This is a genomic window from Agrobacterium sp. SORGH_AS_0440 (assembly GCF_031453135.1).
Classification (GTDB): Bacteria; Pseudomonadota; Alphaproteobacteria; order Rhizobiales; family Rhizobiaceae; genus Agrobacterium; species Agrobacterium pusense.
Window position 1 is genome coordinate 1,539,798 of the sequence record NZ_JAVIYR010000002.1, and the last position, 25,703, is coordinate 1,565,500.

Annotated in this window: 19 protein-coding genes, 1 tRNA gene, 1 pseudogene and 1 riboswitch; of the genes and pseudogenes, 12 read left to right on the top strand and 9 right to left on the bottom strand. The window is 59.5% G+C overall.

Annotated elements, in window-relative coordinates; all coding sequences use genetic code 11:
* Nucleotides 1–3: 3 nt before the first annotated feature.
* Nucleotides 4–1,164, bottom strand: coding sequence for an ABC transporter permease (locus QE453_RS16845; RefSeq protein WP_004442030.1), 1,161 nt, complete (start codon nt 1,162–1,164; stop codon nt 4–6).
* A gap of 143 nt (nt 1,165–1,307) precedes the next feature.
* Here QE453_RS16845 and dgcA point away from each other — a divergent pair, with 143 nt between their 5' ends.
* Complete coding sequence (gene dgcA, locus QE453_RS16850; RefSeq protein WP_309777511.1) at nt 1,308–2,291, top strand: N-acetyl-D-Glu racemase DgcA; 984 nt, start codon at nt 1,308–1,310, stop codon at nt 2,289–2,291.
* Between the two features lie 297 nt (nt 2,292–2,588).
* Here dgcA and QE453_RS16855 read toward each other — a convergent pair whose 3' ends face one another.
* Nucleotides 2,589–3,428 (bottom strand): UDP-2,3-diacylglucosamine diphosphatase, encoded by an 840-nt coding sequence (locus QE453_RS16855; protein ID WP_006697377.1) that lies wholly within the window; start codon nt 3,426–3,428, stop codon nt 2,589–2,591.
* Between the two features lie 229 nt (nt 3,429–3,657).
* On the opposite strand from QE453_RS16855, the gene QE453_RS16860 reads away from it, so the two are divergent.
* From QE453_RS16860 to QE453_RS16870, 3 genes are all read left to right on the top strand, one after another.
* On the top strand, nt 3,658–5,973 hold the full coding sequence (locus QE453_RS16860) for an NADP-dependent malic enzyme (RefSeq protein ID WP_004442036.1): 2,316 nt from the start codon (nt 3,658–3,660) through the stop codon (nt 5,971–5,973).
* Nucleotides 5,974–6,095: 122 nt separating this feature from the next.
* On the top strand, nt 6,096–6,488 hold the full coding sequence (locus QE453_RS16865; protein ID WP_004442037.1) for a VOC family protein: 393 nt from the start codon (nt 6,096–6,098) through the stop codon (nt 6,486–6,488).
* 150 nt (nt 6,489–6,638) lie between these two features.
* Nucleotides 6,639–7,736: a DUF2865 domain-containing protein gene (locus QE453_RS16870; RefSeq protein WP_309777514.1), complete on the top strand. Its 1,098-nt coding sequence runs from the start codon at nt 6,639–6,641 to the stop codon at nt 7,734–7,736.
* A gap of 205 nt (nt 7,737–7,941) precedes the next feature.
* Here QE453_RS16870 and bluB read toward each other — a convergent pair whose 3' ends face one another.
* The gene (bluB, locus tag QE453_RS16875) at nt 7,942–8,634 is read right to left on the bottom strand and encodes a 5,6-dimethylbenzimidazole synthase (RefSeq protein ID WP_404977901.1); all 693 of its coding nucleotides are present in this window, start codon (nt 8,632–8,634) and stop codon (nt 7,942–7,944) included.
* Between the two features lie 120 nt (nt 8,635–8,754).
* A riboswitch (cobalamin riboswitch) is annotated at nt 8,755–8,938 on the bottom strand.
* A gap of 70 nt (nt 8,939–9,008) precedes the next feature.
* The gene (locus tag QE453_RS16880; RefSeq protein ID WP_107341218.1) at nt 9,009–9,839 is read right to left on the bottom strand and encodes a TolB family protein; all 831 of its coding nucleotides are present in this window, start codon (nt 9,837–9,839) and stop codon (nt 9,009–9,011) included.
* A gap of 192 nt (nt 9,840–10,031) precedes the next feature.
* Between QE453_RS16880 and QE453_RS16885 the strand changes: the two genes are divergently transcribed.
* Entirely contained in the window at nt 10,032–10,409 is a 378-nt protein-coding gene (locus tag QE453_RS16885) for a VOC family protein (protein ID WP_022556238.1), read from the top strand.
* A gap of 267 nt (nt 10,410–10,676) precedes the next feature.
* Here QE453_RS16885 and QE453_RS16890 read toward each other — a convergent pair whose 3' ends face one another.
* Complete coding sequence (locus QE453_RS16890; RefSeq protein ID WP_309777518.1) at nt 10,677–12,356, bottom strand: NAD+ synthase; 1,680 nt, start codon at nt 12,354–12,356, stop codon at nt 10,677–10,679.
* A gap of 227 nt (nt 12,357–12,583) precedes the next feature.
* On the opposite strand from QE453_RS16890, the gene QE453_RS16895 reads away from it, so the two are divergent.
* The 3 genes and pseudogenes from QE453_RS16895 to sthA all read left to right on the top strand — a co-directional run bounded on the left by QE453_RS16895 (nt 12,584) and on the right by sthA (nt 17,330).
* Nucleotides 12,584–14,524 (top strand): LTA synthase family protein, encoded by a 1,941-nt coding sequence (locus tag QE453_RS16895; RefSeq protein WP_309777519.1) that lies wholly within the window; start codon nt 12,584–12,586, stop codon nt 14,522–14,524.
* Nucleotides 14,525–14,640: 116 nt separating this feature from the next.
* Nucleotides 14,641–15,174 carry a DUF1003 domain-containing protein gene (locus tag QE453_RS16900; protein WP_309777521.1) on the top strand — a complete coding sequence of 178 codons (534 nt, stop codon included), beginning with the start codon at nt 14,641–14,643 and terminating at the stop codon, nt 15,172–15,174.
* Between the two features lie 751 nt (nt 15,175–15,925).
* Nucleotides 15,926–17,330 (top strand): annotated as a pseudogene (gene sthA, locus QE453_RS16905) (Si-specific NAD(P)(+) transhydrogenase).
* 391 nt (nt 17,331–17,721) lie between these two features.
* Here sthA and QE453_RS16910 read toward each other — a convergent pair.
* Complete coding sequence (locus QE453_RS16910; protein WP_244404928.1) at nt 17,722–18,369, bottom strand: hypothetical protein; 648 nt, start codon at nt 18,367–18,369, stop codon at nt 17,722–17,724.
* A 435-nt stretch (nt 18,370–18,804) separates the two neighbouring features.
* Here QE453_RS16910 and QE453_RS16915 point away from each other — a divergent pair, with 435 nt between their 5' ends.
* Nucleotides 18,805–19,794, top strand: coding sequence for a carbon-nitrogen hydrolase family protein (locus QE453_RS16915; RefSeq protein ID WP_244404927.1), 990 nt, complete (start codon nt 18,805–18,807; stop codon nt 19,792–19,794).
* A gap of 138 nt (nt 19,795–19,932) precedes the next feature.
* On the opposite strand, the gene tig is transcribed toward QE453_RS16915, so the two are convergent.
* Together tig and QE453_RS16925 are read right to left on the bottom strand one after the other, a co-directional pair.
* Nucleotides 19,933–21,411: a trigger factor gene (gene tig / locus QE453_RS16920; RefSeq protein WP_309777523.1), complete on the bottom strand. Its 1,479-nt coding sequence runs from the start codon at nt 21,409–21,411 to the stop codon at nt 19,933–19,935.
* Between the two features lie 240 nt (nt 21,412–21,651).
* Nucleotides 21,652–21,734, bottom strand: a tRNA-Leu gene (locus QE453_RS16925).
* A 593-nt stretch (nt 21,735–22,327) separates the two neighbouring features.
* Between QE453_RS16925 and QE453_RS16930 the strand changes: the two genes are divergently transcribed.
* The 3 genes from QE453_RS16930 (at nt 22,328) to trmFO (ending at nt 25,094) form a co-directional block, all read left to right on the top strand.
* Entirely contained in the window at nt 22,328–22,474 is a 147-nt protein-coding gene (locus QE453_RS16930) for a DUF1127 domain-containing protein (RefSeq protein WP_004442060.1), read from the top strand.
* A 473-nt stretch (nt 22,475–22,947) separates the two neighbouring features.
* Nucleotides 22,948–23,091 (top strand): DUF1127 domain-containing protein, encoded by a 144-nt coding sequence (locus QE453_RS16935; RefSeq protein ID WP_003495735.1) that lies wholly within the window; start codon nt 22,948–22,950, stop codon nt 23,089–23,091.
* Between the two features lie 563 nt (nt 23,092–23,654).
* Nucleotides 23,655–25,094, top strand: a complete 1,440-nt coding sequence (gene trmFO, locus QE453_RS16940; RefSeq protein WP_184285542.1) for a methylenetetrahydrofolate--tRNA-(uracil(54)-C(5))-methyltransferase (FADH(2)-oxidizing) TrmFO — start codon at nt 23,655–23,657, stop codon at nt 25,092–25,094.
* Nucleotides 25,095–25,133: 39 nt separating this feature from the next.
* Here trmFO and QE453_RS16945 read toward each other — a convergent pair whose 3' ends face one another.
* Nucleotides 25,134–25,703, bottom strand: coding sequence for a TadE family protein (locus QE453_RS16945; RefSeq protein ID WP_112765927.1), 570 nt, complete (start codon nt 25,701–25,703; stop codon nt 25,134–25,136).

Below are 25,703 nucleotides of genomic sequence, written 5' to 3' on the forward strand. Positions count from 1 at the left end.
TCCCTAGAAATCGATGGCTGCGTAGAAGATGGCAAAAAGACCATCCACCAGAATGACGACGAAGATCGACTTCACCACCGAGGAGGTGACGTGCTGGCCGAGCGATTCCGCCGAGCCGCCCACTTTCATGCCCTCCACCGCCGCGACGATGCCGATGATGAGCGCCATGAACGGCGCCTTGATCATGCCCGCTGCGATGGTCGATTCCTCCACCGCGCCATGCAGACGCGAGAGGAACACCTCAAAAGTGATGCCGGAATAAAGCAGCGCCACGATGGCAGCACCAAAAAGCGCGGCAAAATTGGCGAGAATGGTCAGAAGCGGCAGCGCAATGGTGAGCGCCACCAGCCGCGGGAACACCAGCACGCCCACGGGATTGAGGCCAATCACCTTCAGCGCGTCGATTTCCTCGCGCATCTTCATGGAGCCGATTTCGGCGGTGATGGCGCTGCCGGAGCGGCCGGCGATCATGATCGCAGTCAGCAGCACACCGATTTCACGCAGCTGGAGAATGCCGACCAGATCGACGACGAAGACCTCAGCCCCGAAATATCTGAGCTGGAACGCGCCTTGCTGGGCGATGATGGCACCGATCAGGAACGACATCAGCATGATGATCGGCACGGCGCGCACGCCCATATGGTCGATCTGGTTGACGATTGCCGCCGGCGAGACGCCGCGCCCGCGTCCGAGCTTCATCTGCGCACCGCGCACTGCCGAACCCAGAATATACATGCCCGCCAGGAAATCCGCGCCATTCTGGACCACGGCCTTGCCGATCGGAGAAAAGATGCGCTCCACCAGTCCCTCACGCGCGACCGGCTCCGCCTCCATCTCCGCCTTGTCGGGCAGCTGCCCGATCACCTGCTCGATACGGTCGTTGCCGCTGAGCGTGACGGTCGCACCATTCGCCTCGAGGTCCTTGCGCAGGCGCTGGATGATCCAGGCGCCGGTCGTATCGATGGACTCGACGGAGGAAAGCTCGATCTCCACCGGGCCGGCGGGTCTGCTTTTTTCGATCTTATCGAGATCAGGTAAAACGGCGGAGAGATTACTGTTGCGCCAGGAGCCGCTCATGACATAGCGCAGGCCGCCGCCGGAGACGGTGCCGTCTTCGGTGATTGCGGCCGGGGTCGCCTGTTGCCGTGTGTCCTGTTCTTGCATAATGCTCCGAGCGAATGCAGCCGTCACGAGATTCTTAAAGGTTTCATAACGTTTCGGCCTCCGGCAAGCCACAGTGGCAGCCGACAATTCGTGATAAATTTGGCGTCATGTGTCATTTGACGCCCAATCGGAAGTGAAAAAACATGCCCCGTTACCTTCAAGCCACAACAGAACGTTTCGCCGTTGCTGGCAGCTTCACCATTTCACGCGGCACCCGGACGCATGCGGATGTCGTAACGTGCACCATCCGCGATGGTTCCTTCACCGGCAGAGGTGAATGTGTGCCCTATCCGCGATATGGTGAAAGCATCGAAGGCGTCATTGCCGATATCGAGGCGATGGCGGAGCGGATCGCCGCAGGGCTGACGCGGCAGGAGTTGCAGCAGGCGATGAAACCGGGTGCGGCCCGTAATGCGGTGGATTGCGCGCTTTGGGATCTCGAGGCGAAGATGAGCGGCCAGAGCGTCGCCGAGCAGGTCCTCGGACAGGAGGCAGGGCCGCTCGTCACAGCCTATACGATTTCGCTTGCAGACCCGGAGACCATGGCCGCAAAGACCGCAGAGAACGCCGGACGTCCGCTTCTGAAGATCAAGACCGGCACAGCCGACGATGAAGCCCGCCTGCGGGCCGTCCGCGCAGCCGCACCCGAGGCGCGCATCATCATCGATGCCAACGAAGGCTGGAACGACGACAATATCGAATATTATCTGAGGCTTGCAGCAGAGCTGAAGATATCGCTGATCGAACAGCCCCTGCCCGCCGGCAAGGACGCCATTCTCTCCCGTATCGACCATCCGGTGCTGATCTGCGCCGATGAAAGCGTGCATTCCACCAAGGACCTCAACGGCCTGCGCGACCGCTACGACGCGATCAACATCAAGCTCGACAAGACCGGCGGCCTGACGGAGGCGCTTGTCATGAAGGCGGAGGCCGAAAGGCTCGGTTTCACCATCATGGTCGGCTGCATGCTCGGCACCTCGCTGGGCATGGCGCCCGCCGTGCTTGCCGCGCAGGGCACGGCCTTTGCCGATCTCGACGGCCCGCTGCTTTTGGCCGAGGATCGGGAGCCTGGGCTGGTTTATGAAGGGTCGCTTGTTTATCCGGCGCGGCCGGAATTGTGGGGGTAGAGCTCTCGCTAAGGGTCCGGACTGGGTTGGTGCCTAGAGGCTGCATTCGCACCCTCTCTCCGGTGCGTCACCGGAAGGTTACTGAGAAGCCTCTAAAGCCTCACCTCCGTCATGCCGGACCTGATCCGGCATCCAGCTACGGCGCGTCTGCGCCGTGAGAAATAAGTCTTACGCGATCAAAGACTTGATCGCACTGGATCCCGGCTCAGGGCCGGGATGACGGTATGCGGATGCTACAATTTCAACCAACACTCGTTTACAGGTGAGCCTACCATCAGCGCCCGTCAAACGCTCCAATCAGGCCGCGTGCTTGCCAATCAGCCCCGGAATATTCACCGGCTCCATTTCGTCCGATGTCTGCTCGGCAACCACTTCGCTCGTCTGCATCCAGGTGATCAGCTCGAAGCTGCCATCGGCGTTCTCGGCAATCGCCGTGCAGCTTTCCACCCAGTCGCCGGTGTTGATGTAACGTATGCCGTCCATGTCTTCCATGACGGCGTGGTGAATATGGCCACAGATCACGCCGTCGACATTGTTGCGCCGGGCTTCATCCGCCACCACACGCTGGAATTCACCGATGAAGTTGACGGCGTGTTTCACCTGCAGCTTGGCCCAGGCCGAAAACGACCAGTAAGGCAGGCCGATGCGGCGGCGTACGGCGGCGATGGCGATATTGATGGCGATTGCTGCGTCATAGGCCCAGTCGCCGAGATAGGCGAGCAGGCGGGCGTTGCGCACCACCACGTCGAACTCGTCGCCATGGATGATGAGATATTTCCTGCCGTCGGCCGCCTCATGGATCATGCGTTCGGCCACTTCGATGCCGCCGAAATGCATGCCGGGGAACTCCCGCAGGAATTCATCGTGATTGCCGGGAATATACACGATGCGGGTTCCCTTGCGGGCCTTGCGCAGCAGCTTCTGCACCACGTCGTTGCAACCCTGCGGCCAGTACCAGCTGCGGCGCAGGCGCCAGCCGTCGACGATGTCACCGACGAGGATGATCGTTTCGGCCTCGTGATGTCTGAGGAAGTCCAGCAGATAGTCAGTCTTGGCCGCCTTGGAACCAAGATGAACATCCGAAATGAAAAGCGTTCTGAACTGTCTGGTTTCGATTTGACCGGCCACGGATTTCATCCCCCTGTTCGGTTGCGTCCCTGCGGCTTTCTTCCCTCTCAGAACCAGACTCGTGTTTCAGCAACATGACAGCGGCCGTTTTTTGCAGGGAATATGACGAAACGCTTCACGAAAACGCGAATAAGCCGTGGCCGCATTTGCATGAGACGCCCGTAAATAACGGCTGTACCACGGGGAAGTTTGTTGTATTCAGGGGTCCGAAATAAAACCAGATACGACGGTGGAAGACATGACCTCTCACGATAAGAACAACACGCCCGCCAACACGGCAAAGGCCGACATCGAAGAACAGGCGCTCTTTTTCCACCGCTATCCGCGCCCCGGCAAGCTGGAGATCCAGGCCACCAAGCCGCTCGGCAACCAGCGCGATCTGGCGCTCGCCTATTCGCCGGGTGTCGCCGCACCCTGCCTCGCCATCCATGAAAACCCCGAGATGGCGGCGGATTACACCGCCCGCGCCAATCTCGTCGCCGTCATCTCCAACGGCACGGCCGTGCTTGGCCTCGGCAATATCGGCCCGCTCGCCTCCAAGCCTGTGATGGAAGGCAAGGCCGTCCTTTTCAAGAAATTCGCCGGTATCGACGTGTTCGATATCGAGATCGACGCGCCCGGCATTAACGACATGGTTTCCACCATCGCGGCGCTGGAACCCACCTTCGGCGGCATCAACCTTGAAGACATCAAGGCGCCGGAGTGTTTCGAGGTGGAGCGCCAGCTGCGCGAGAAGATGAACATTCCCGTCTTCCACGACGACCAGCACGGCACCGCGATCATCGTCGCCGCTGCTGTCACCAACGCTCTGGAACTGGCCGGAAAGTCCCTGTCCAGCGTCAAGATCGTTGCCTCGGGCGCCGGTGCGGCAGCCCTTGCCTGCCTCAACCTCCTCGTTGCGATGGGCGCGAAGAAAGAAAACATCTGGGTCCACGACATCGAGGGCCTCGTTTATGACGGCCGCAATACGCTGATGGACGAGTGGAAGGAAGTTTACGCCCAGAAGACCGACAAGCGCGTGCTGGCCGAAACGATCGACGGCGCCGATGTCTTCCTCGGCCTGTCGGCGGCAGGCGTTCTGAAGCCGGAACTGCTGGAGCGCATGGCGGAGAACCCGCTGATCCTCGCGCTTGCCAACCCCAAGCCAGAAATCATGCCGGAAGAGGCGCGTGCCGCCCGCCCGGACGCGATGATCTGCACCGGCCGTTCGGATTTCCCGAACCAGGTCAACAACGTGCTCTGCTTCCCCTATATCTTCCGCGGCGCGCTCGATTGCGGCGCGACGACGATCAACGAGGAAATGAAGATGGCCGCTGTGCAGGCCATCGCGGAACTCGCGCGTGAGGAAGTTTCCGAAGTGGCCGCCAAGGCTTACAGCGGCGAAACGCCGATCTTCGGCCCGACCTACCTCATCCCCTCGCCCTTCGATCCGCGCCTTATCCTGCGCATTGCCCCGGCCGTTGCCCGTGCTGCCGCCGCAAGCGGCGTTGCCGCCCGGCCGATCACCGATTTCGAAGCCTATCTCGACCAGCTGAACCGCTTCGTCTGGCGCTCGGGTTTCATCATGAAGCCTGTCTTCAACGCCGCAAAGGCCGCCGAAAAGAAGCGCATCATCTTTGCCGAAGGCGAAGACGAGCGCGTGCTGCGCGCCGCCCAGGTGCTCTTGGAAGAAGGCACCGGCATCCCGATCCTCATCGGCCGTCCGCAGATCATCGAAACGCGCCTCAAGCGTTTCGGTCTGCGCATCCGCCCGCATACGGATTTCGCCGTGGTGAACCCGGAAGACGATCCGCGCTACCGCGACTATGTGGATGATTATTTCGCCCTGGTCGGCCGCGCCGGCATCAACCCGGAAGCGGCACGTACCATCGTGCGCACCAACACGACTGTCATCGGTGCGCTGTCGGTCAAGCGTGGCGAAGCCGATGCGCTGATCTGCGGCCTCGAAGGCCGTTACGACCGCCATCTGCGCGACGTGAACCAGATCATCGGCAAGCAGGACGGCGTCCGCTCCTTCGCCGGCCTCAGCCTGCTCATCACCCAGCAGGGTGCGCTGTTCCTCACCGATACCTTCGTCAACAACGACCCGACATCGGAAGAAGTGGCCGAAATGGCCATTCTTGCCGCGAAGGAAATCCGCCGCTTCGGCATCACGCCGAAAATCGCGCTCGCCAGCCATTCCAATTTCGGCTCGCGCGATTCCGAAAGCGCCCGCAAGATGCGCCGCGCGCTGAAGATCGTGCAGGAGGCTGCACCCGAACTGGAAGTGGACGGCGAAATGCAGGGCGGCTCGGCCCTGTCGGAAGCGCTGCGCAAACGCGCCATGCCCAACAGCGTGCTGACCGGCGAAGCAAACCTGCTGGTCTTCCCGAACCTCGATGCGGCCAACATCACGCTGGGCGTCACCCGCACCTTGACGGAAGGCCTGCATGTCGGCCCGATCCTGCTCGGCACGGCCCTGCCCGCCCATATCCTGTCGCCCAGCGTCACCTCGCGCGGCGTCGTCAACATGGCGGCCTTTGCCGTGGTGCAGGCCTCGCACCCTTCGGTCTAACACCCCGCTAAATTGATCCAGAAAGCCGCGCGCATTGACGTGCGGCTTTTTAGTTGCGAGTATAGAAAATAATACAGATTTTTAGATTTAATATTTTATTTTATTATTTATGAGCGAAAGATATGCTTGATCACGTTGAGATATATGTTTCAGATATCGAAAAATCGTTTCAGTTCTGGTCAAGCATTCTGCAAAAGATTGGCTACGATGTAGCCTCCCGTTGGGAAAGCGGCTTTACTATCGCAAATGACAAGGATGCCTACCTGACCTTCGTACAGGTGGAGAAAAAGCATCGTGAACGCGATTATCATCGTTGCGGCGTTGGGCTCAATCATCTCGCGTTTCAGGTCGCGTCTCGCGGCGTGGTGGACGAACTCAAGATGCATTGCGCCCAAAACCATGTTTCGGTTCTCTATGACGACCGATACCCCTATGCGAACGGCGATAAAAATTATTACGCGCTGTTCGTTGAAGACCCTGACAGGATCAAGGTCGAATTCGTGTCCGCCGAATAGGTGGAAAAGCGACACGCGGTCGGCGTTAACGCAGTTTTGAACATGCTGTTGCCGCAATGCGTCAACAGCTTATGTTATCTTCCTGAAACACGGATTTCCTGAAGCATAACACCCCTGCCACCGGCCAGGGACATCAAACGGATCGCACAATTGACCCGGCGCAGCCGCATCATCGGCCTTCTGCTTCCCCTTGTTTTCATTGCTCCTGCCGCCGCCCTTGCGGATCAGGTGTGCGATACGCTTTATCAACAGTTGCGAGAACCACCCCGTGTCATCGGCAACACGGCCGAGGTGCGGCGCTACGCCAATGCGCTTGCCCACCAGAACATCGTCATCCGCAAGATCAGGAACGACATGCGCAGCTATGGCTGCTCGTCCGGCAGCGTCATCGTTTATGGCAATCCTAATGCCGGGCTCTGCGCCGAGATCGGCGATGCGCTGGTGGATGCCGAGGCCGAACGCGACGCGATCATCCGCGATCGCGACGACGCCATGGCGGCGGCGAGGAGCGACGACGGCGATACCAGGCGCCAGCGCATTCTTGCCGCCCTCGATGCCAATGGCTGCACCCCCGCTGAGGAGATGAACCGTCAAGCATCGCCTGCACCCGATGTGACGCGTTATCCCGATGCCTTCAGGCAGAATGGCGGTGAGCCGGGACAGGCGGGCCTTTCCCCTTACCCCAACGCCGCGGAGGGCGGGCTTCGCACACTCTGCGTGCGCACCTGCGACGGCTCATTCTTCCCAATCGCCTCCAACGCCTCGCCACTCGATTTCCGCGCCCAGGCCGAACAGTGCCAGAAAATGTGCCCGGGTACGGAGACGGAGCTCTATTTCCACTCCATGACGGATCAGGAAACAGCAGACATGGTGTCCGCTGAAACCGGCAAACCCTACAAGGACCTGCCGACCGCCTTCGCCTATCGCAATGCCTCAAGGAAAGCGCCCGGCTGCGCCTGCAACATGGCCGCCTATCACGAGGAGATGCAAAAGCAGGAACAGGCGTCGCGGCCGGAAGCCGAAAAGCCCTATTCCAGCATCACCACCATTCCATCGCCGCAAGGTGACAAGGCCCCAAAGCCCGCCGAGCAGCAGGCCGCAAAGCCGCCGGAACAACCTGTTCCTGAGCGCGACTATGACCCGAACGACACAAAAGTGCGCGTCATCGGGCCCAAATTCCTGCCGGACCAGACCGGCAAGATCGACCTGAAGAACCCGGCGCTGAAGGGTATCCAGCCACAGCAGTGAAGTCTCTTCTGCACGCGGAATGGTGCGAGCGCGTGCCCCTTGTTTCCTCTCCCCGGCGGGGAGAAGTCCGCGGCAGCGGGATGAGGGGGCAAGCTCTCCGAAAATCTCCGCCGTTACCCCCTCATCCGACCCTTCGGGCCACCTTTTCCCCGGCGAGGAGAAGAAATGCGCGGCAACGTCCCGCCCTGTTCGCAGGCCTCCGGGTCTACACCCCACCCCAGCGGTTACGAAACACAAGCTCCTCCAGCGGCACGCGCTGCCGCCAGCCCTTCACCGCCAGTTCCGGTTCGGTATAAAGTGTGTCGACGCGACCTAGGCACAGCCAGGCGACAATCTCGATATGATCGGGGATATCCAGAATGTCCCTGATATCGCTGTCATGGAAAATACTGACCCAGCCGACGCCGACGCCTTCGGCGCGGGCCGCGAGCCAGAGGTTCTGGATGGCGCAGACGGTGGAATAGACATCCGTGCGTGCATTATGGGTGCGACCCAGCACCACCTTGCCACCCCGTGTCGGATCGCAGGTGACGCAGATGCTGAGCGGCGCCTTGCGGATGCCTTCGAGCTTCAGGCTGCGATAAAGCGCCTGCTGCTCGCCCGCAAACATCGCCGCCGCCTCTTCATTGGCGCGGCTGAAGGCCACCCATGCCGCCTGGCGCACGGCGCCATCGGTGACGAGGGTGAAGTTCCACGGCTGCATGAAACCGACCGAGGGCGCCGAATGCGCCGCCCTCAAAAGGCGCTCGATGAGATCATCCGGCAGCGGGTCCGGCAGGAACTGGTCGCGCACATCGCGGCGGGTTTCGATGGCACGATAGACGGCCTCACGCTCCTCGCCGGAAAACGGGCGGGCGGGCGAAAGCGCGTGATCGAACGGGTTGGAGTCGGGCGGCATGGTGACGGGCGGTTCGGTCGGCATCGTTTATCCCTAACAATGCGGGGCGGGCCGGTGCCGAAACCATGGGAGGTTTGCAGCGACGACGCGCTTTTCCAGCGACCTGCCGCCGTCCGCGCGGTTCGGTCCATCCTGCCAGGCCGGTCTTCTGACTAAGCTTCATCCGCCCCGTTTCGCCTTCCCGAATTGCTCCAGTGGCATGAGAAAAAGAGCATCCGCCTCACAGCGTTGGGCACGTTCCGGTTTTTCACCGGATTCCCGATTCTCCCGCCGAAGGGCGGGCACCTGACGGGTGAAGCTATGGGCAAAAAAGCTTGCGAACACAAGTGCCGTGCAGGTGGTGCGGCAATGTGGCCTGCCGCACCTTACCTTCATCACTCCACCGGGAAATATCTGACATAAGCGAACTCGTCGCCATCAGGTGACCAGTTGGGAGAGTTCATCGTGCCCTGCCCGCCAAACAGCTCGAAAAGCGTTTCGACATTGCCGCCATCCATATCCATCAGCCGCACCCGCACGTCGAGATCGCGGGGATGATCGAACACGTCGCCGTCATAGGAAATGAAGACAACCTTGTCCCCCCTTGGTGACGGGTGCGGAAACCAGTCGCCATAGGAGCTGTCGGTGATGCGCTCCACCGCTGAGCCATCCACCCGCACCCGCCAGATTTGCATCCGTCCGGTGCGGCTGGAATTGAAATAGATCCACGCGCCGTCAGGCGAATAATCCGGCCCGTCATTGCGGCCCTCACCATGGGTAAGGCGTGTCTCAACGCCGCTGTCTATGTCCATGGAATAGATATCGAAAATCTGATCGCGAATGCCGCAATAGGCGAAGCTTTTCCCATCCGGTGACCAGCCGTGCCAGTAGGAAGGAAGGTTCCTTGTCATTAGCCGCGGCGCGCCGCCCGCCGATGACAGGAGATAGATGGCGCTCTTGCCGAATTCCACCTTGTCGGAAATGGCATAAAGCGAACCGTCAGGCGAAATGCCGTGGTCATTGTTGCAGAGCGTGGCAAAGCCGGTATCGACCTTCTCCGGCGACGCGTAACCGGAAAGGGACAGGCGATAAAGCAGCCCATCGCTGTTCAACAGCAGATATTGTCCATCCGGCGACCAGTTCGGCGCTTCGAAAAGATCGGGCGTCTGCCACACCACCCGCATCTGCCGGGTGCGGATGTTGAAAATTTCGATGGAGCTGCGCATTCTGCCTCCCGGGCGGGTCCGTGTTCTCATTCATAGCGCTTGGTGACGCAGACATTCCGTTTGCATCCACCGTCGCCTTGATTATGATCCTAGGGCGGCAGGCACCGTCCTGCAAATTCAAACCGGAAAAAACGCCAGCGCCCCGGCACCGTCCGTGGCCCTCCCCGTTTGTCCCAGATCCGAGGTTCCGCGATGAATACCATCGCCGATCACGGCATCCGCTTCGGGCGGATCGCCGCAATGCTTCCTGTCAGAAATATCGAAAAGGCCCGTGACTTTTACGTCGGCGTGCTCGGTTTCGAAAAGACCTTCGAAAACGGCAACCCTGTCGGCTTCATGATCCTGAAACAGGGCAATGCCGAGCTGCATCTGACATTACAGCCGGCCCACAGGGCAGCTCCTTTCAACGTGGCGCATATGATGGTGAGCGATGTCGATGCGCTGCATGCGATTTGCAAAAGCCATGGGCTGCGCATCATCAAAGGGCTGCAGGACAAGGATTATGGTCTGAGGGCCTTTGTGTTTGAAGACCCTGACGGCAATCGTATCGATGTGGGGCAGGTTATTTGAGGTGAGCGGCGCGGAGTTTTCCGCGCCAATCAAGACGCTCCGCTGTGGATCGAGCGCATGACACTTGTTTCTTCTCCCCGAGGGGGAGAAGTCCGCGGCAGCGGGATGAGGGGGCAAGCAAGCTTCGTGATATACGGAGGGGTTGCCCCCTCATCCGACCCTTTGGGCCACCTTCTCCCCGGCGGGGAGAAGAAATATGCCGTCTCACAATGCGCTTGCCCAATTCATTAAGCAGGGACGGCGTTAAACGCGCCTTTCCAAAACGCCCTACCGATCCCGGAACCGGTTGGTGATCGGATAACGCCGGTCGCGCCCAAAGTTCTTCTTGGTGATCTTCACACCCGGCGCCGATTGCCGGCGTTTATATTCGGCGAGGTAAAGCAGATGCTCCACTCGGTGCACGGTCGCCACATCATGGCCGCGGGCCAGAATTTCCTCGACCGACATTTCCTTCTCGACAAGGCACTCGAGAATATCGTCCAGCACCGGGTACGGCGGCAGCGAATCCTGGTCGGTCTGGTTGGGGCGCAATTCGGCCGATGGAGCCTTGGCGATAATGTTGGCGGGGATCACTTCGCCGGAAGGGCCAAGCGCGCCCGGCGGCACATGGGCGTTGCGCCAGGCGGAAATGGCATAGACCTGCATCTTGTAGAGGTCCTTGATGGGGTTGAAACCACCATTCATGTCGCCATAAAGCGTCGCGTAACCCACCGACATCTCCGACTTGTTGCCCGTCGTCACCACCATTGAGCCGAACTTGTTGGAAACGGCCATCAGGATGGTGCCGCGCGTGCGGCTCTGCAGGTTTTCTTCGGTAATGCCCTCTTCCGTGCCCTCGAAAAGTTCTGACAGCGCAGACAGGAAACCTTCCACCGGCTCCACGATCGGCACGATATCGTAACGGCAGCCGAGCGCCTTGGCGCAATCGGCGGCGTCCTTCAGCGATTCTTCCGAGGTATATCGGTAAGGCAGCATGATGCAGCGTACCCGCTCCTCACCCAGCGCATCGACGGCAAGGGCGGCGCAGATCGCCGAATCGATCCCGCCGGAAAGGCCGAGAACCACGCTCTTGAAACCGTTCTTGTTGACGTAATCGCGAAAGCCCAGCATGCAGGCGCGGTAATCCGCCTCCTCACCCTCGGGAATCTTGGAAAATGGCCCGCTTTCGCAGCGCCAGCCATCCGCTGTGCGTTTCCAGTCGGTTACAGCAAGCGTGGCTTCGAACTGGCTCATCTGGAAGGCGAGCGTCTTGTCGGCGTTGAAACCGAAGCTCGCACCATCGAACACCAGCTCGTCCTGCCCACCCAGCTGGTTGGCGAAAACCAGCGGCAGGCCGCTTTCAATCACCTGTCTGAGTGCCACCTGATGGCGCACGTCCAGCTTGCCGCGGTAATAGGGCGACCCGTTCGGCACCAGCAGGATTTCCGCGCCGCTTTCGGCCAGCGTCTCGCAAACACCCATGTCGTTCCAGATTTCCTCGCAGATCGGAATGCCGATCCGCACACCACGGAAATTATAGGGACCGGAAATCGAGCCTTCGGCGAAAACACGTTTTTCGTCGAACTCGCCGTAATTCGGCAAGTCGATCTTGTCGCGCAGCGCAATGATCTTGCCGCCATCGAGAAGCGCCACGGAATTGTGCCGGCCCGTCTCGCCCTGTCGCGGAAAACCGATAACGATACCCGGCCCGCCATCGGCGGTTTCCGCCGCCAGTTCTTCCACCGCTTTCAGACATGCTTTCAAAAAAGCAGGTTTCAGTACCAGATCCTCTGGCGGATAGCCTGAAATGAAGAGTTCGGTGAGAAGCAGAAGATCGGCGCCCTGCGTTGCCGCATCGGCCCTTGCCTCACGCGCCTTGGCGAGATTGCCCGCCACGTCGCCAACGGTGGGATTGAACTGCCCGACGGCAATCCGGAGATGGTTCTCTATATCGTGTCTGTCGCTCATAACCCTTCAATACCGCGCCCGTGATCGCTCCGCAACGCAGCAATTCCCACTTGCATTCATTCGTGCGCTTCTCGACACAGCCGCCCTCACGCGAAGGTTATCGCGCTTATATGCACATCCCATAAAGTTCATGTCGCGTTCATCGCGCTTATGTGACAGTTACATGACACTTTTGCGACACCCGATTCACCTCCCCGGATCGGTGCTGGCGCCTGAAATACCGGAGTATGGGTTTGAGAGATTCGGCGCCAAAAACAACGGCTTCCGAAAAGGCTGGTTTTGTCTTTTCGCCTGCATGGACAAGGAGCCTTTCGAAGCTTTCTGGCACGGCCTACACGCTTGCCAACCTGACGGTCGCGTCCGTCGTGTTGGTCGTGGCGTTGGAATGGGTCGTCCGCGGCTCGCTTCAGGATGTCGGCACTTTCATCACCTCCTCCGCGCGTCCGGGCATGACAACCATTGCCGCCGTGCTCGCCCTTCTCGTCGCGCTGGATTCGATCCTCGGCCGGCGTTATCTTTCGCTGATAGCGGTCGCGCCGCTCTGCGCACTTGTGGGGCTGATCTCAGCGCAGAAACAGACCTATCTTTCCGATCCGCTTTATCCCTCAGACCTGTTGTTCGGGCGGCAGATTCTCGAACTTTTGCCAACCATGCTGAAGGCGCAGCCTTTTACGGCGATGCTGGTGGGTGTCGGCCTCAGCGCCGCAATTGCCTCCCTCGCGGCTCTCTGGCTGCTGGCGCACCGTCATTCGCCGGTATTGCGCTGGCGTGAGCGCGCCGCCGGCCTTGCGCTGGCGCTGCCGCTTCTCGCCAGCCTCGCCTCGCTGATGGACTATTCGCATTATTCCTGGGTGCGCGATCGCCTCAACATCATCCCCATGATGTGGGATCAGCAGGAAAACTACCGCCACAACGGCTTCCTGATGGCCTTCGCCTTCAATATTCCCATGGCCAATGTCTCGGCGCCGGAGGGTTACGGCGGAAACAGCATCGCCGATCTCACCTCGGAACCGGCATCTTTCGCCGCCAACAAGGGTGATTACCCTGACGTCATCATGCTGATGAGCGAATCCCTGTGGGATCCGACCCGGCTTGAAAACGTGAATCTCTCGGCCGATCCCATGCCGACCATCCGCGCCAAACAGTCCGGCAACGTGTTTTCGCCCGAGTTCGGCGGCATGACGGCAAATGTGGAATTCGAGGCCTTGACCGGCTTTTCCAACGCCTTCCTGCCCTATGGCAGCATTCCCTACCAGCAATATATCCGCCGCCCGGTGCCCTCGCTCGCCAGCTTCTTCCGCGGCGAAGGATATTCCGCCATCGCAGTTCATCCGTTCCAGGAATGGTTCTGGAACCGCAAGCAGGTCTATAAAAATTTCGGCTTCGAGGAATTCCGCTCCGAAGAGACGCTGCCGGCCATGGAAAAACGCGGCAATTTTGCCTCCGACGACGCGCTGATGGAAGAGATCATGGAGACGGCGGACCGGACGCAGAACCCGCTCTTCCTCTTTGCCGTCACCCTGCAGGGACATGGCCCCTATGAGACAAACCGTTACGCCGAAAACACCATCGGCATTGAGGGCGAACTTTCGGCTTCGGCCTCGCAGGCGCTCGCCACCTATTCTCAAGGGGTGGTGGAAGCGGACGAAGCGCTGCTGAAGCTGATGCGCTGGGCAAAGAAGCGCGATCGTGAGACCATCATCGTCCTCTTCGGCGATCATCTGCCGCCGCTCGGCCAGACCTTCGTGGAAAGCGGCTATATGCCGGGCATGGTGGCAAGCCGCCGCGCACCGCTTGAGGTGATGAAGAAGGAGCACGAGACGCCGCTCGTCGTGTGGTCTTCGAAGAAGGGCGTGCGTAAGAATATCGGCACCATCAGCCCGGCGCTTTTGCCCTATCACGTGCTGAAGACCGCAGGCTTTTCCGATCCTTTCTATACCGGCACGCTGGGTGAAGTTCAGCAGGCCTTTTCCGTGATCGACCGGCACATGCTGGTGACGGCCGGTGGCGATGCCCTGCTCGACTGGTCGATCGCGCCGAACGCGGTCCCTGACGTGGTGCGCAATTATCGCCTGCTGCAATTCGACATGATGTTCGGCAAGCAATATGGAAAAGAGCGCTTTTTCCCCGGCTTCAATTGGCTGCACGAGGGCGCGCCGTCGGTGTAATGAATTTCGGCGAGGGACGCCTGAACGCATGGTGGCGGAAAACGTTTGAATTCCGCCATCATGCGGGTTTATCTCGGGAAAGCTCCGCACCGCCAATCAGAACCGGAGACACGCCCGTGTCAGATATCTCCGACTATATCGTCTCTCATTTCAAGCGCTCCTCTCGTGAAATCGGCGAGGTGGAACAGCGCATTCTCGAGCTGGCGCACCAGAAAAAGCTGGTTTCGAGCGATATTAATGCGGAATTTTCCGCCGGCGCCAGTTTCGGCGACAGGCTGGCAGACAAGATCGCCAGGGTCGGCGGTTCCTGGAGTTTCATCCTCGGCTTCTGCTTTTTCCTGATTTTCTGGGCTATCATCAACACCATCGTACTGACCACCCGCGCTTTCGATCCCTACCCCTTCATCTTCCTCAACCTGCTGCTCTCCATGCTGGCGGCCATTCAGGCGCCGATCATCATGATGTCGCAGAATCGTCAGGCCGCCCGCGACCGCTTCGAGGCCGCCAAGGATTATGAGGTGAATCTGAAGGCAGAACTGGAAGTGCTTTCACTGCATGAAAAGATCGATGTGAAAGTGCTGGCCGAACTGGCTGCGCTGCGGCAGGACCTTGCAGCACTTCACCGCCACGTCACCCGCAGGGAAGACTGACACCGGAAAAATTCACCCCCGCTTTTCCCCGCTCCGCGACAGGCTGTTATATTGGTCGCAGTCCTGCCGGGTGGACGCCAGACGTGGCGGAAACCAAAGGACGGTCCTGGTGGTGGAACGCTGGCAACGTTCGTGGAAAGGACCATTTCGCAACGCGCCGTGCACGGCCCTTGCGAGATACGGCATGGTGAAAGACCCGGCTGCGCAACGCATCCGACCCACACCAAACCCATCCGAGGCGCAGCCGGGCAATCGCCCGACCTCTCTAGCGATCACCCGTTCGGCAGTGCCGTGCGGGATGAAGCTGTTGGGGTTTTGGAACGGGAAAGTGGACCCAATGTGCGTTGGGCTTCACCCCCCTCTGCCCTGCCGGGCATCTCCCCCTCAAGGGGGGAGATCGGCCAGGGGCCCTTTCGCCACTTCATCCTCGACGTTGAGATAGTCGGAACCTTGCCGCATATCGATCTCCCCCCTTGAGGGGGAGATGCCCGGCAGGGCAGAGGGGGGTAAAGCCATACGCGCCCTACTACAGATGCGAACGGACACCCCTCCGAAAATCCCCACCCAGTTACGAATCCGTCAGATTCTTACGCTACAGATTGACGCAGGCGTTTGTTGCATTGCACTCTAGCAGGCAAGGCAAACGGGGGAATCACTCCCCATCGTCAAAATGGCATCACGACCATTTCGCGACGACGCCATGCCGGATGCGACATCCGGTATCCAAATGCATTCTGTTCCGGGGTTTTTCATGCACCAGTTCGATCTGATTGTTGTCGGCAGCGGTCCGGCGGGTAGACGGGCCGCCATTCAGGCCGCCAAGCTCGAAAAGAGGGTTCTGGTAATCGAGAAGGGCAGCCGCGTCGGCGGCGTTTCGGTCCACACCGGCACCATTCCATCCAAGACCCTGCGCGAAACGGCGCTTAACCTCACCGGCTGGCGCGAGCGCGGTTTTTACGGCCGCTCCTACCGCGTCAAGCAGGAGATCGACGCCGAAGACCTGCGCCGCCGCCTTCTCATCACCCTGGATCACGAAGTGGAAGTGCTGGAACACCAGTTCGCCCGCAACCGCGTGCAGCACATTCGCGGCACGGCAAGCTTCGTTGACGCCAACACCATGAAGGTGGTGAAAAATGATGGTGAGGTCATGAATGTCACCGGCACTTCCATTCTGCTGACCATCGGCACCCGTCCCTACCGGCCGCCGCATATTCCCTTCGATGGCGAAGCGGTGCTCGATTCGGACGAGATTCTCGAAATCAAGGAACTGCCGCGCTCCATGATCGTCGTCGGCGCCGGCGTCATCGGCATCGAATATGCCACCATCTTCAGTGCGCTCGACACACAGGTAACGGTGGTTGAGCCGCGCGAAACCATGCTCGAATTCATCGACAAGGAAATCGTCGAGGATTTCGCCTATCAGCTGCGCGACCGCAACATGAAGCTGATCTTCGGGCAGAAGGCGGAAAAGGTGCAGCGCGACGAGAGCGGCAAGTGCTCTCGTCTCGCTCGGCAATGGCCGCGTCCTGAAGGCCGAGACCGTCCTCTTCGCCGCCGGCCGTGTCGGCGCCACCGATACGCTGAACCTTTCGGCCTGCGGGCTGGAAGCCGACAGTCGCGGCCGCCTGAAAGTCGATCCTGAAACCTTCCAGACGTCCGTACCGAACATCTATGCCGCCGGCGATATCATCGGTTTCCCGAGCCTTGCCTCCACGTCCATGGAACAGGGCCGCATCGCCGCCCGCCATGCCGTTGGCGCACCGGCCGGCGAACCGCCGCAATTCTTCCCTTACGGCATCTATGCCGTGCCGGAGATTTCCACCTGCGGCCTGACGGAAGAAGAAGTGATCGAACGCAACATTCCCTATGAATGCGGCATCGCCCATTTCCGCGAGACCTCCCGCGGCCACATCATGGGTCTCGATAGCGGCCTCCTCAAGATGATCTTCTCGCTGAAAACCCGCCGCCTGCTCGGCGTCCACATCGTCGGCGAAGGCGCCACCGAACTGGTGCATATCGGCCAGGCGGTGCTGAACCTCAAAGGCACGGTGGAATATTTCGTAGAGAATACGTTCAACTATCCGACGCTGGCTGAGGCCTACAAGATTGCAGGGCTCGATGCGTGGAACCGCATGGGTGAGATGAAGAAGGATTGAGGCTTTGTCGCAGGTGAGACGATCATCTGCAATGTTTGAAAACCTTTCCTGCCGTCATGCTCGGGCCTGTTCTTAGGATTGGATCGCTAACCCGTCGAGAAAAATGGGCGTCGTCCAATGGGAAGGAAAGTCAGGCCAATTGTTCCGACATCATCCTCGGCCTGTCCCTGTCATCTGCAACGTATTGATTTTATTCGAGGTGGTTAGATCCTCGGCACAGGGCCGAGGATGACGTTGAGTGAATGTTCACCCTTCACCAGCGACTTCAAGGAGACTGCAGCCGGTCTGGAAATTAAACCGGACAGCAGTGGGACAAGCCCACGGATGACGCTGCGTAGGGAGCGAGGATGCGGGTCGCACGCATTGCTCAGACGACAGGTCACGACTAGCCTCACCACCGAATACTGTACCGCGCACTCACCCCCGGTCGGAAATGATCCGCATAACCCTGATCCAGCGTCCCGCGCAGCGTCAGGTGATCGCCCAGTTTCTGTTCCACCGCCACGCCGCTGCTGAACTCGTTGAAACTGTTGCGGCTCGCCCCCGTCAGCACGAAGGCGGTGCCAGTTTCCGAGCGGGAAAGGCGCAGCGACTGCGACACATCGAGCCCGTTCCATTGTTGCGCCGTGCCATCATACCGCACGGTGAAATTGCGGTTCGCCTCGATATCCAGCTCCGGTGTGACGATTCGCTTCTGCTGCGAGGTCATGGAAAGGCTGCTCGAACCCGTCAGGGCGTTGAACATGACGCCGACATCCCGCGCCAGCGAAACACCGGGCAGCTGTTCGGCCAGCAGCGTGACATTACCCCACAGCCGCACCGGCGTATCCACCACCTGCCCCGTCTTTGAGGCATTCATGCCCATTTCCAGCCCGGCCCGGATCGGGGTATCGACCGGCAGTTTCGCGCCGATGCGCGCCGTATAGGACCGATCGGAATTCTTGACCGGCTTCCAGATCAGCCCCGCCTCATCGGCATGGGCGGCCGCGGCTGCGGTGAAGAACAATAATACAAGGGCAGAACCCGTTCGGAGCGACATACTTGTCCCCTGGCAAATTAAGGGCGCACCGGGAGAACCCGGCAAGCACGGTAAAAGCTAAGGCCAATGGTTTGGCTGCGATGAAGCCACATTCAAGCGGCGCAATGCCCGAACGGCCGCTTGATACGACCAGGCAAATCATGCTGCGCAGGGTGCCAGATGAACGGGAGATGAACAAGAGCATATGCAGCAAAAAATCATGCTGCACTGCATTGTGATCGGGAAGCTTCACATGGCCAGGTATCCCGGCCGCTTGACGAATCGGCGTTTTCCAACGGATATTCGAGAGCGCGTGGCCTGCGCCTAACCTCCACGACCTTCCCCAGCAGGGTCTTCCACGGAGGCAAAGGGACTAGTGTCTCAGGCAATTGTCTTGGTCCGATCGTTTCGGGCGGGTTGCTGGGGAACTGCGTCTGAGACGTGAAAGGCCTGACAATGACGCAAAATAGCAATTTAAAACGTCGGGTGAGAGCTCGCGCGGCCAAAACAGGCGAATCTTATACAGCTGCTCTCCAGCATATTCGCAGAATACCGGACGCTCCTATGAGCAACTCAATAAGGGTGGCGGTCGCGCAGACATCCTTGGTCAACGATCCTCGTGATATCTCCGCCCTAAAAACCTGCGGACAGGAAATACGCCGTCTTATGAACGATGCCCATCTTGCTGGCGCACGTCTCATACACTTCCCTGAAGGGGCAACGTGCTGGCCGCATAAACGGATCATGTCAGAGACTGGTCCGCGGGAAATAGGCCCTTCCGACTGGACACGCTTTGAATGGGACACTCTGCGCAAAGAACTGGAGGCGACCAGAAAACTGGCGCGCAAGCTGAAACTCTGGACAGTTCTCGGTGCCGTCCATCGACTGACGCCGCCGCACAGACCATATAACAGCCTGTACGTCATCTCAGATCGTGGCGCGATTATAACCCGCTATGATGAACGTCTGTTGTCGAAAACCAAAATCTCGTTCATGTACTCGCCGGGACACCTCCCCGTGACGTTCGACGTTGATGGGTTCCGCTTCGGTTGCGCGCTTGGTATGGAGGCGCATTACCCGGAAATATTCATGGAATATGAGAAGCTCAGTGTTGATTGCATGCTGTTTTCTACCGCAGGCGAAGACGCTTCAAATGCCCCTGCGTTTGCAGCCGAGATATTGGGTCATGCAGCGAGCAATACCTACTGGGCCAGCTATTCCACACTTGCCACCCAAAGTCCCGGCGCCCCATCGGCAATAGCAGCGCCGGATGGTCAATGGGCGGCTCAATGCCCGGTCAGTGGTTCACCGGCCATTGCGGTGGCGGACGTCATCATCAATCGAGAACATCCCGCGCGACCATGGCGGCAAAAAGCGCGTGGCGATCTATATGCACCTCACCAGGTGGATAACGATCCTAGAAGCGATAGCCGGAACCAGTTCTAGCATTCTGCACCTGCCAGTGGCGCTGATTTGTGCCACTGGCTACGTCGCTCAGGGCGGAACCACTCGCATCTTCCCAAACAAAAAGGCCGCAGCTTTCGCCACGGCCCTTCCATTCAAATCAGCTTGCGCTGAAGAAGATTATTCAGCGTCGCCTTCAGCGGCCTTCTTCTTGGCCGGAGCCTTCTTCTTCGGAGCGGCTTCTTCGCCTTCAGCGGCGTCGTCAGCCTTGGCAGCAGCCTTTTTCTTGGCAGGCGCCTTCTTCTTGGTTTCCGTGGCTTCTTCGCCGTCGTCAGCCAGCAGCTCTTCCTTGGAAACGGTCTTGTCCGTTACCGAGATTTCGGTGAGCAGCTTGTCGATGACCTTTTCTTCGAAGATCGGAGCGCGCAGCGAAGCGGAAGCGCCGGGGGTGTTGCGGAAGAAATCGAGGATTTCCTTCTGCTGACCCGGGAACTGCTGCAGCTGCTGGAACAGCGCGCGCTGCATTTCCTCTTCGGTCACTTCGACGCCGGCCTTTTCGCCGATTTCGGAGAGAACGAGGCCAAGACGGACGCGGCGTTCAGCCAGCTTGCGATATTCTTCGCGGGCTTCTTCTTCGGTCGTGTCTTCGTCAGCGAAGGTCTTGCCGGACTGAGCGAGATCGGTGTTGATCTGGCGCCAGATGTTGTCGAACTCGGCGTCAACCAGGCCAGCCGGCGTGTCGAACTTGTACATCTCGTCAAGCTGGTCGAGGATCTGGCGCTTGACCTTCTGGCGGGTGACGTTGCCGTACTGGCTTTCGATCTGACCCTTGACGATTTCCTTCAGCTTTTCAGCCGATTCCTGGCCAAGCTTTTCGGCCAGTTCGTCGTTGATTTCAACCGGAGCGGCGGCAGCAACTTCCTTGACGGTAATGTCGAAGTTGGCTTCCTTGCCGGCAAGGTTCGCCGCCGGGTAATCAGCCGGGAACGTCACGGTGATGGTCTTTTCGTCGCCGGCCTTGACGCCAACCAGCTGGTCTTCGAAGCCAGGGATGAAGCGGCCCGAACCGAGAACCAGTTCAGCGTCTTCAGCAGCGCCGCCGTCGAAGGCAACGCCGTCAACCTTGCCGAGGTAGTTCATGGTGACGCGGTCGCCTTCAGCGGCCTTGCCCTTCTTGGTCTCGTAGGTGCGGGCGCTTTCGGCGATCTTGAGGATCTGCTCGTTGATTTCGTCTTCGGTCACTTCCACAACTTCGCGGGTAACCTTGATGCCGTCATTGGCCTTCAGTTCGATGGCCGGAATGATTTCGTAGGCAACGGTGAATTCGAAGTCGGATTCGGCCGACAGGATCTTTTCAGCTTCCTGCTCGTCTTCGGTCATGGAGATCGCAGGCTGCGTTGCAGACTTCTCGCCGCGGCTGGAGAGGATTTCGGACGGCTTTTCACGAACCAGCTCGTTGACGAGGTCGGCCATGATGGACTTGCCGTACATCTTCTTCAGGTGGCCAACCGGCACCTTGCCGGGACGGAAACCGTTGATGCGAACCTTGTCCTTGGCGTCGACCAGGCGCTCGTCCAGGCGGGCCTTCATGTCGGCAGCCGGAATAACGACCTTGAGTTCGCGCTTCAGCCCTTCAGCGAGCGTTTCGATAACCTGCATTTTCCTAACCTTCACATCATGGCGGCGGTGCTCAGACAGCCGTTGGTTTACTTTCGAGCACTGCGCCGGAAACATCGTTCCCCGGCCGTGGCTTCCCTTATTTCTTACACAAGCGCCTGCCGGACACCGTTACGCCTGCACCGGAGAATAAAGACCAAAGGGGAGTAATGAACCCCGAAGCTCCCCGCATCCTGTAAGGATGCACTCTGGCGCAAGCGTGGCACAGCCATGCCTTGCTTGTGGTGCGGGTAGAGAGACTCGAACTCCCACGCCGAAGCGTTGGTACCTAAAACCAATGCGTCTACCAATTCCGCCATACCCGCACGTTGGGCGGCGGTATGTCACAATGTTCAGAAAGGGTCAAGCACGCCGTTCCGCTGCCTTTCGTTTCGCCCGGACTTTTCTTGCCAGCCGGGCTGGGCAGAAGGAGGCCCGGCCCGCTTTCGCGACCGGCAAACGGATTTTCGGAACACGAAAGACCGGCAAGCCTTCAGGATACAGGGACGAAAGCGGCGTAGCGCGCCATCGTCCTCCCCGATTACCGACCCCCCTATCATATGGCCGCTTCACGCTAACACGCGGCCGCATTGACATTATATATAATATGGCACGGCGGGCACATGATGGCGCCGGTACCGCCGCACGCAGCCGCCGCATGACGCACCGCCGCAAGGCTGCAGGCGGATGACTCCATCAAAAGCACACAAATTGGTCACAAATTATGCATGAATCGCCGGAATCGGGGCATTTTACGGGATTGCATTGCGTTTAATGCATAGGTGGCATCTTGCTTTGTCTGTTTTTGTTTTGATTAAACCGATTATATTTGTGGTCATACAGAGATCGAGTTCAGCCCCGGACCAAAGCCTCCCAAGACTGGCCGCGGCGACTGAACAGCACGAAGAGGAAGATGAAAATGAACATTGCACGCTCGCTCACCAACTGGCGCAAGTATCGTCAGACCGTAACCGAACTCGGCCGCATGACCGACCGCGAACTGAATGACCTCGGCATTGGCCGTCAGGACATCCGCCGCGTCGCCAAGACCGCCGTCGGCTTCTAATTGGACGCCCCGCCGCTCTGCGGCGGATGCGAGACGACCTACCCAAAAAGGCCTGAGGCTTCCGCCTCTGGCCTTTTTTCGTTTTGGGCGGCTCCCCACCTCGAAGCAATTCTTCTGTACCGCCTGCTGGGCCGACGGATAAATGCATTGATGCCGAGTGTGGGCGTACGCGAGGATGATGTCCGAGCCTGCTCCGATTGCCCTCTCACGCCGCAGAGCCCCTTCGAAAGCCGTCTAAGGCCGCCATATCCTTCAAAGCCGCCTCAAAGGCAGGCATTTCCGCTCATATTTTGCCCATATGATACCCAAAGCCGCAAATTTAGACGACATACTGCACAAATGCATGGCAGTAGCCTAAATTCTGCACTGCACAACATGGCTTCATGTCTATATATAAACCTCAACAGCCGAGAGCACAGAGAAACCGCTGAGCCGGCAGACGAAATCAACAGAGATAGATTGAGGAAACGACCATGAACCCTATCCGCATCGCAAAGAACTGGATCTCCTACCGCCGCACGATCAACGAACTCGGCAGCCTCTCCAACCAGGCTCTGAGCGACATCGGCCTGACCCGTTACGACATCCGTAACGTAGCAGCCCGTTCGTTCCGCTAAGGCGTAAACGATCGTCCCGCTGCCCGACCTCCAGGGCGCGACGATTGAGCGACAGGTTAAGAAAGCGGCGCCTCTGGCGCCGTTTTTGATTCTGGAGTTTCCGCTGCAAGCAGCTATTTTTCGAAGATGCACTCCTGGCTTCCGCCACCATTCGGTTTTACAGGGCCGGCCGGCATTTCGGATACGGGCGCTACGCCAAAGACATCGGGTTCGAGATCGCCGCTTGTTTCTTCTCCCCGCCGGGGAGAAGGTGGCCCGAAGGGTGGGATGAGCGGGCTAGCTCCCCTGATATCTCCAACCTCGCCCCCTCATCCCGATGCCGCGACCTTCTCCCCGGCGGGGAGAAGGAGCAGGCAGCATCCGCCCGCTTCAAAATGCGCGCCTGCTCCTCGATCCCGGCGGGAGCTTCGTAGCCCACTAGCCTCCATCCGCCAAAACCATTTGGCTGCCCCCGCCATGCATGCTAGTGCATCGGCAAACAATGCCGCGTCCTTTTAGGACCCGCGCGGAACACTCACTCGAATGACGGCCGCCGGACGGGAGCCTTGGCCCCGCGGCCGCCCATGGACACCGAAATGCAAGACAAGACCATTTCTCCCATTCACGTCGTCGGCGGCGGGCTGGCCGGCTCGGAAGCCGCATGGCAGATTGCGGAGAGCGGCGTTCCCGTCATCCTGCATGAAATGCGCGGTGTGCGCGGTACCGATGCGCATAAGGGCGATACGCTGGCGGAACTGGTCTGTTCCAACTCCTTCCGCTCCGACGATGCGACGGCCAATGCGGTTGGTGTCATCCATGCGGAAATGCGGCTTGCCGGCTCGCTGATCATGGCCTGCGCCGATAAACACCAGGTGCCGGCCGGCGGCGCGCTTGCCGTTGACCGCGACGGATTTTCCGAGGCCGTGACGAAAACGCTGGAGGGTCACCCACTGGTGACGATCGTCCGCGAAGAGGTGAACGGCCTGCCGCCGAAGGAGTGGGGCAACACGATCATCGCGACCGGGCCTCTTACCTCGCCGGATCTTGCCGCCGCCATCCAGGCCGAGACGGGTGAGGATGCGCTCGCCTTTTTCGACGCCATCGCCCCGATCGTCCACCGCGACAGCATCAACATGGATATCTGCTGGTACCAGTCGCGTTACGACAAGGTCGGCCCCGGCGGCACGGGCAAGGACTACATCAACTGCCCCCTGGATGAGCAGCAATATAACGCCTTCATCGACGCGCTGATCGCCGGCGACACGGTCGGTTTCAAGGAATGGGAAGGCACGCCCTATTTCGACGGCTGCCTGCCGATCGAAATCATGGCCGAGCGCGGACGCGAAACGCTGCGCCATGGCCCCATGAAGCCGATGGGCCTGACTAACGCGCATAACCCCACCGTCAAGGCCTATGCCGTCGTCCAGCTGCGCCAGGACAATGCGCTCGGCACGCTCTACAACATGGTCGGTTTCCAGACGAAGCTGAAATACGGCGTTCAGGCGGATGTGTTCCGCATGATACCCGGCCTCGAAAATGCGGAATTCGCGCGCCTCGGCGGCCTGCACCGCAACACCTATATCGATTCCCCCACCCTGCTTGACCGCTCGCTGAAGCTGAAATCCCGGCCGGACCTGCGTTTCGCCGGCCAGATCACCGGTTGTGAGGGTTATGTGGAAAGCGCCTCCGTCGGCCTCCTCGCCGGCCGCTTCGCCGCCGCCGAGCAAAAGGGCGAAACCCCGAGCCTGCCGCCGGCCACCACCGCGCTCGGTTCGCTGCTCAACCACATCACCGGCGGCCACCTGTCTTCCGATGATGAACCGGGCAAACGCTCCTTCCAGCCGATGAACATCAATTTCGGCCTCTTCCCCGAACTGGAGCCGGGCTCGATCGTCAAGCCAGAAGGCGTCAAGCGTTTTCGCGGCAAGGACAAGACGATCATGAAACGTCAGCTGATCGCGGCGCGGGCGTTGAAGGATTGTGCAGCGTGGCTCGCGACGCCCAAAGGCGGCGCGGCGACCTGACTGACGCCGAGACATGGCAACCTGGCATGACCGCCGTCGTTACATCACGTTCCATTTGCCAAAATCGGATTTGCCGGTCTGATAGGGATAATGCCTTGAGAAGAAGGGATTGACTGCGGCAACATGCTCGAAGGTGATCGTCGTTCCAAAGAGGATTGAGAACAACGGCTTGTAGCTGTAGCGCCCGGAGACAACGATGATCGCTTCCTTGGGGCCAAATCCACCGTCAGTCACTGCCTTTTGCCATCGCACGTCCTCGGCCGATCCAAAGAAATTATATGGCCTGAATTGTTCTTTAGGCGTGCCGCCGGTCAGCTCAACGCTTCGCAAAGTCAGATTGAGCTTATCCGTTGCGAGGATGCCGTTGCCCGCGATGATCGCGAATTGGGACACACCGGTTCTGACCCGTGTCTCGAACTCCGGAAATCGTGCCGACCATCTGGCCGCATTATCGATCACGGTGACAAAACGATCATAACTGATCCAGCCTCGCCCGACCTCGACAATGACTGCCAGAAAAAGAATGAGGACCGGCGCCAGAAGTCCCATTTCGACGGCAGCGGCGCCGGATCGGCAGGAAAAGAGCCGGAAGATGCGGTGTGAACCCAT

Coding starts and splice junctions, on each gene's coding strand:
- QE453_RS16915 (WP_244404927.1), top strand. CDS start 18,805: ATGACGCAAAATAGCAATTTAAAACGTCGGGTGAGAGCTCGCGCGGCC.
- QE453_RS16935 (WP_003495735.1), top strand. CDS start 22,948: ATGAACCCTATCCGCATCGCAAAGAACTGGATCTCCTACCGCCGCACG.
- dgcA (WP_309777511.1), top strand. CDS start 1,308: ATGCCCCGTTACCTTCAAGCCACAACAGAACGTTTCGCCGTTGCTGGC.
- QE453_RS16945 (WP_112765927.1), bottom strand. CDS start 25,703: ATGGGTTCACACCGCATCTTCCGGCTCTTTTCCTGCCGATCCGGCGCC.
- QE453_RS16890 (WP_309777518.1), bottom strand. CDS start 12,356: ATGAGCGACAGACACGATATAGAGAACCATCTCCGGATTGCCGTCGGG.
- QE453_RS16885 (WP_022556238.1), top strand. CDS start 10,032: ATGAATACCATCGCCGATCACGGCATCCGCTTCGGGCGGATCGCCGCA.
- trmFO (WP_184285542.1), top strand. CDS start 23,655: ATGGACACCGAAATGCAAGACAAGACCATTTCTCCCATTCACGTCGTC.
- QE453_RS16855 (WP_006697377.1), bottom strand. CDS start 3,428: ATGAAATCCGTGGCCGGTCAAATCGAAACCAGACAGTTCAGAACGCTT.
- bluB (WP_404977901.1), bottom strand. CDS start 8,634: ATGCCGCCCGACTCCAACCCGTTCGATCACGCGCTTTCGCCCGCCCGC.
- QE453_RS16895 (WP_309777519.1), top strand. CDS start 12,584: ATGGGTTTGAGAGATTCGGCGCCAAAAACAACGGCTTCCGAAAAGGCT.
- QE453_RS16845 (WP_004442030.1), bottom strand. CDS start 1,164: ATGCAAGAACAGGACACACGGCAACAGGCGACCCCGGCCGCAATCACC.
- QE453_RS16860 (WP_004442036.1), top strand. CDS start 3,658: ATGACCTCTCACGATAAGAACAACACGCCCGCCAACACGGCAAAGGCC.
- QE453_RS16880 (WP_107341218.1), bottom strand. CDS start 9,839: ATGCGCAGCTCCATCGAAATTTTCAACATCCGCACCCGGCAGATGCGG.
- QE453_RS16865 (WP_004442037.1), top strand. CDS start 6,096: ATGCTTGATCACGTTGAGATATATGTTTCAGATATCGAAAAATCGTTT.
- QE453_RS16910 (WP_244404928.1), bottom strand. CDS start 18,369: ATGTCGCTCCGAACGGGTTCTGCCCTTGTATTATTGTTCTTCACCGCA.
- tig (WP_309777523.1), bottom strand. CDS start 21,411: ATGCAGGTTATCGAAACGCTCGCTGAAGGGCTGAAGCGCGAACTCAAG.
- QE453_RS16930 (WP_004442060.1), top strand. CDS start 22,328: ATGAACATTGCACGCTCGCTCACCAACTGGCGCAAGTATCGTCAGACC.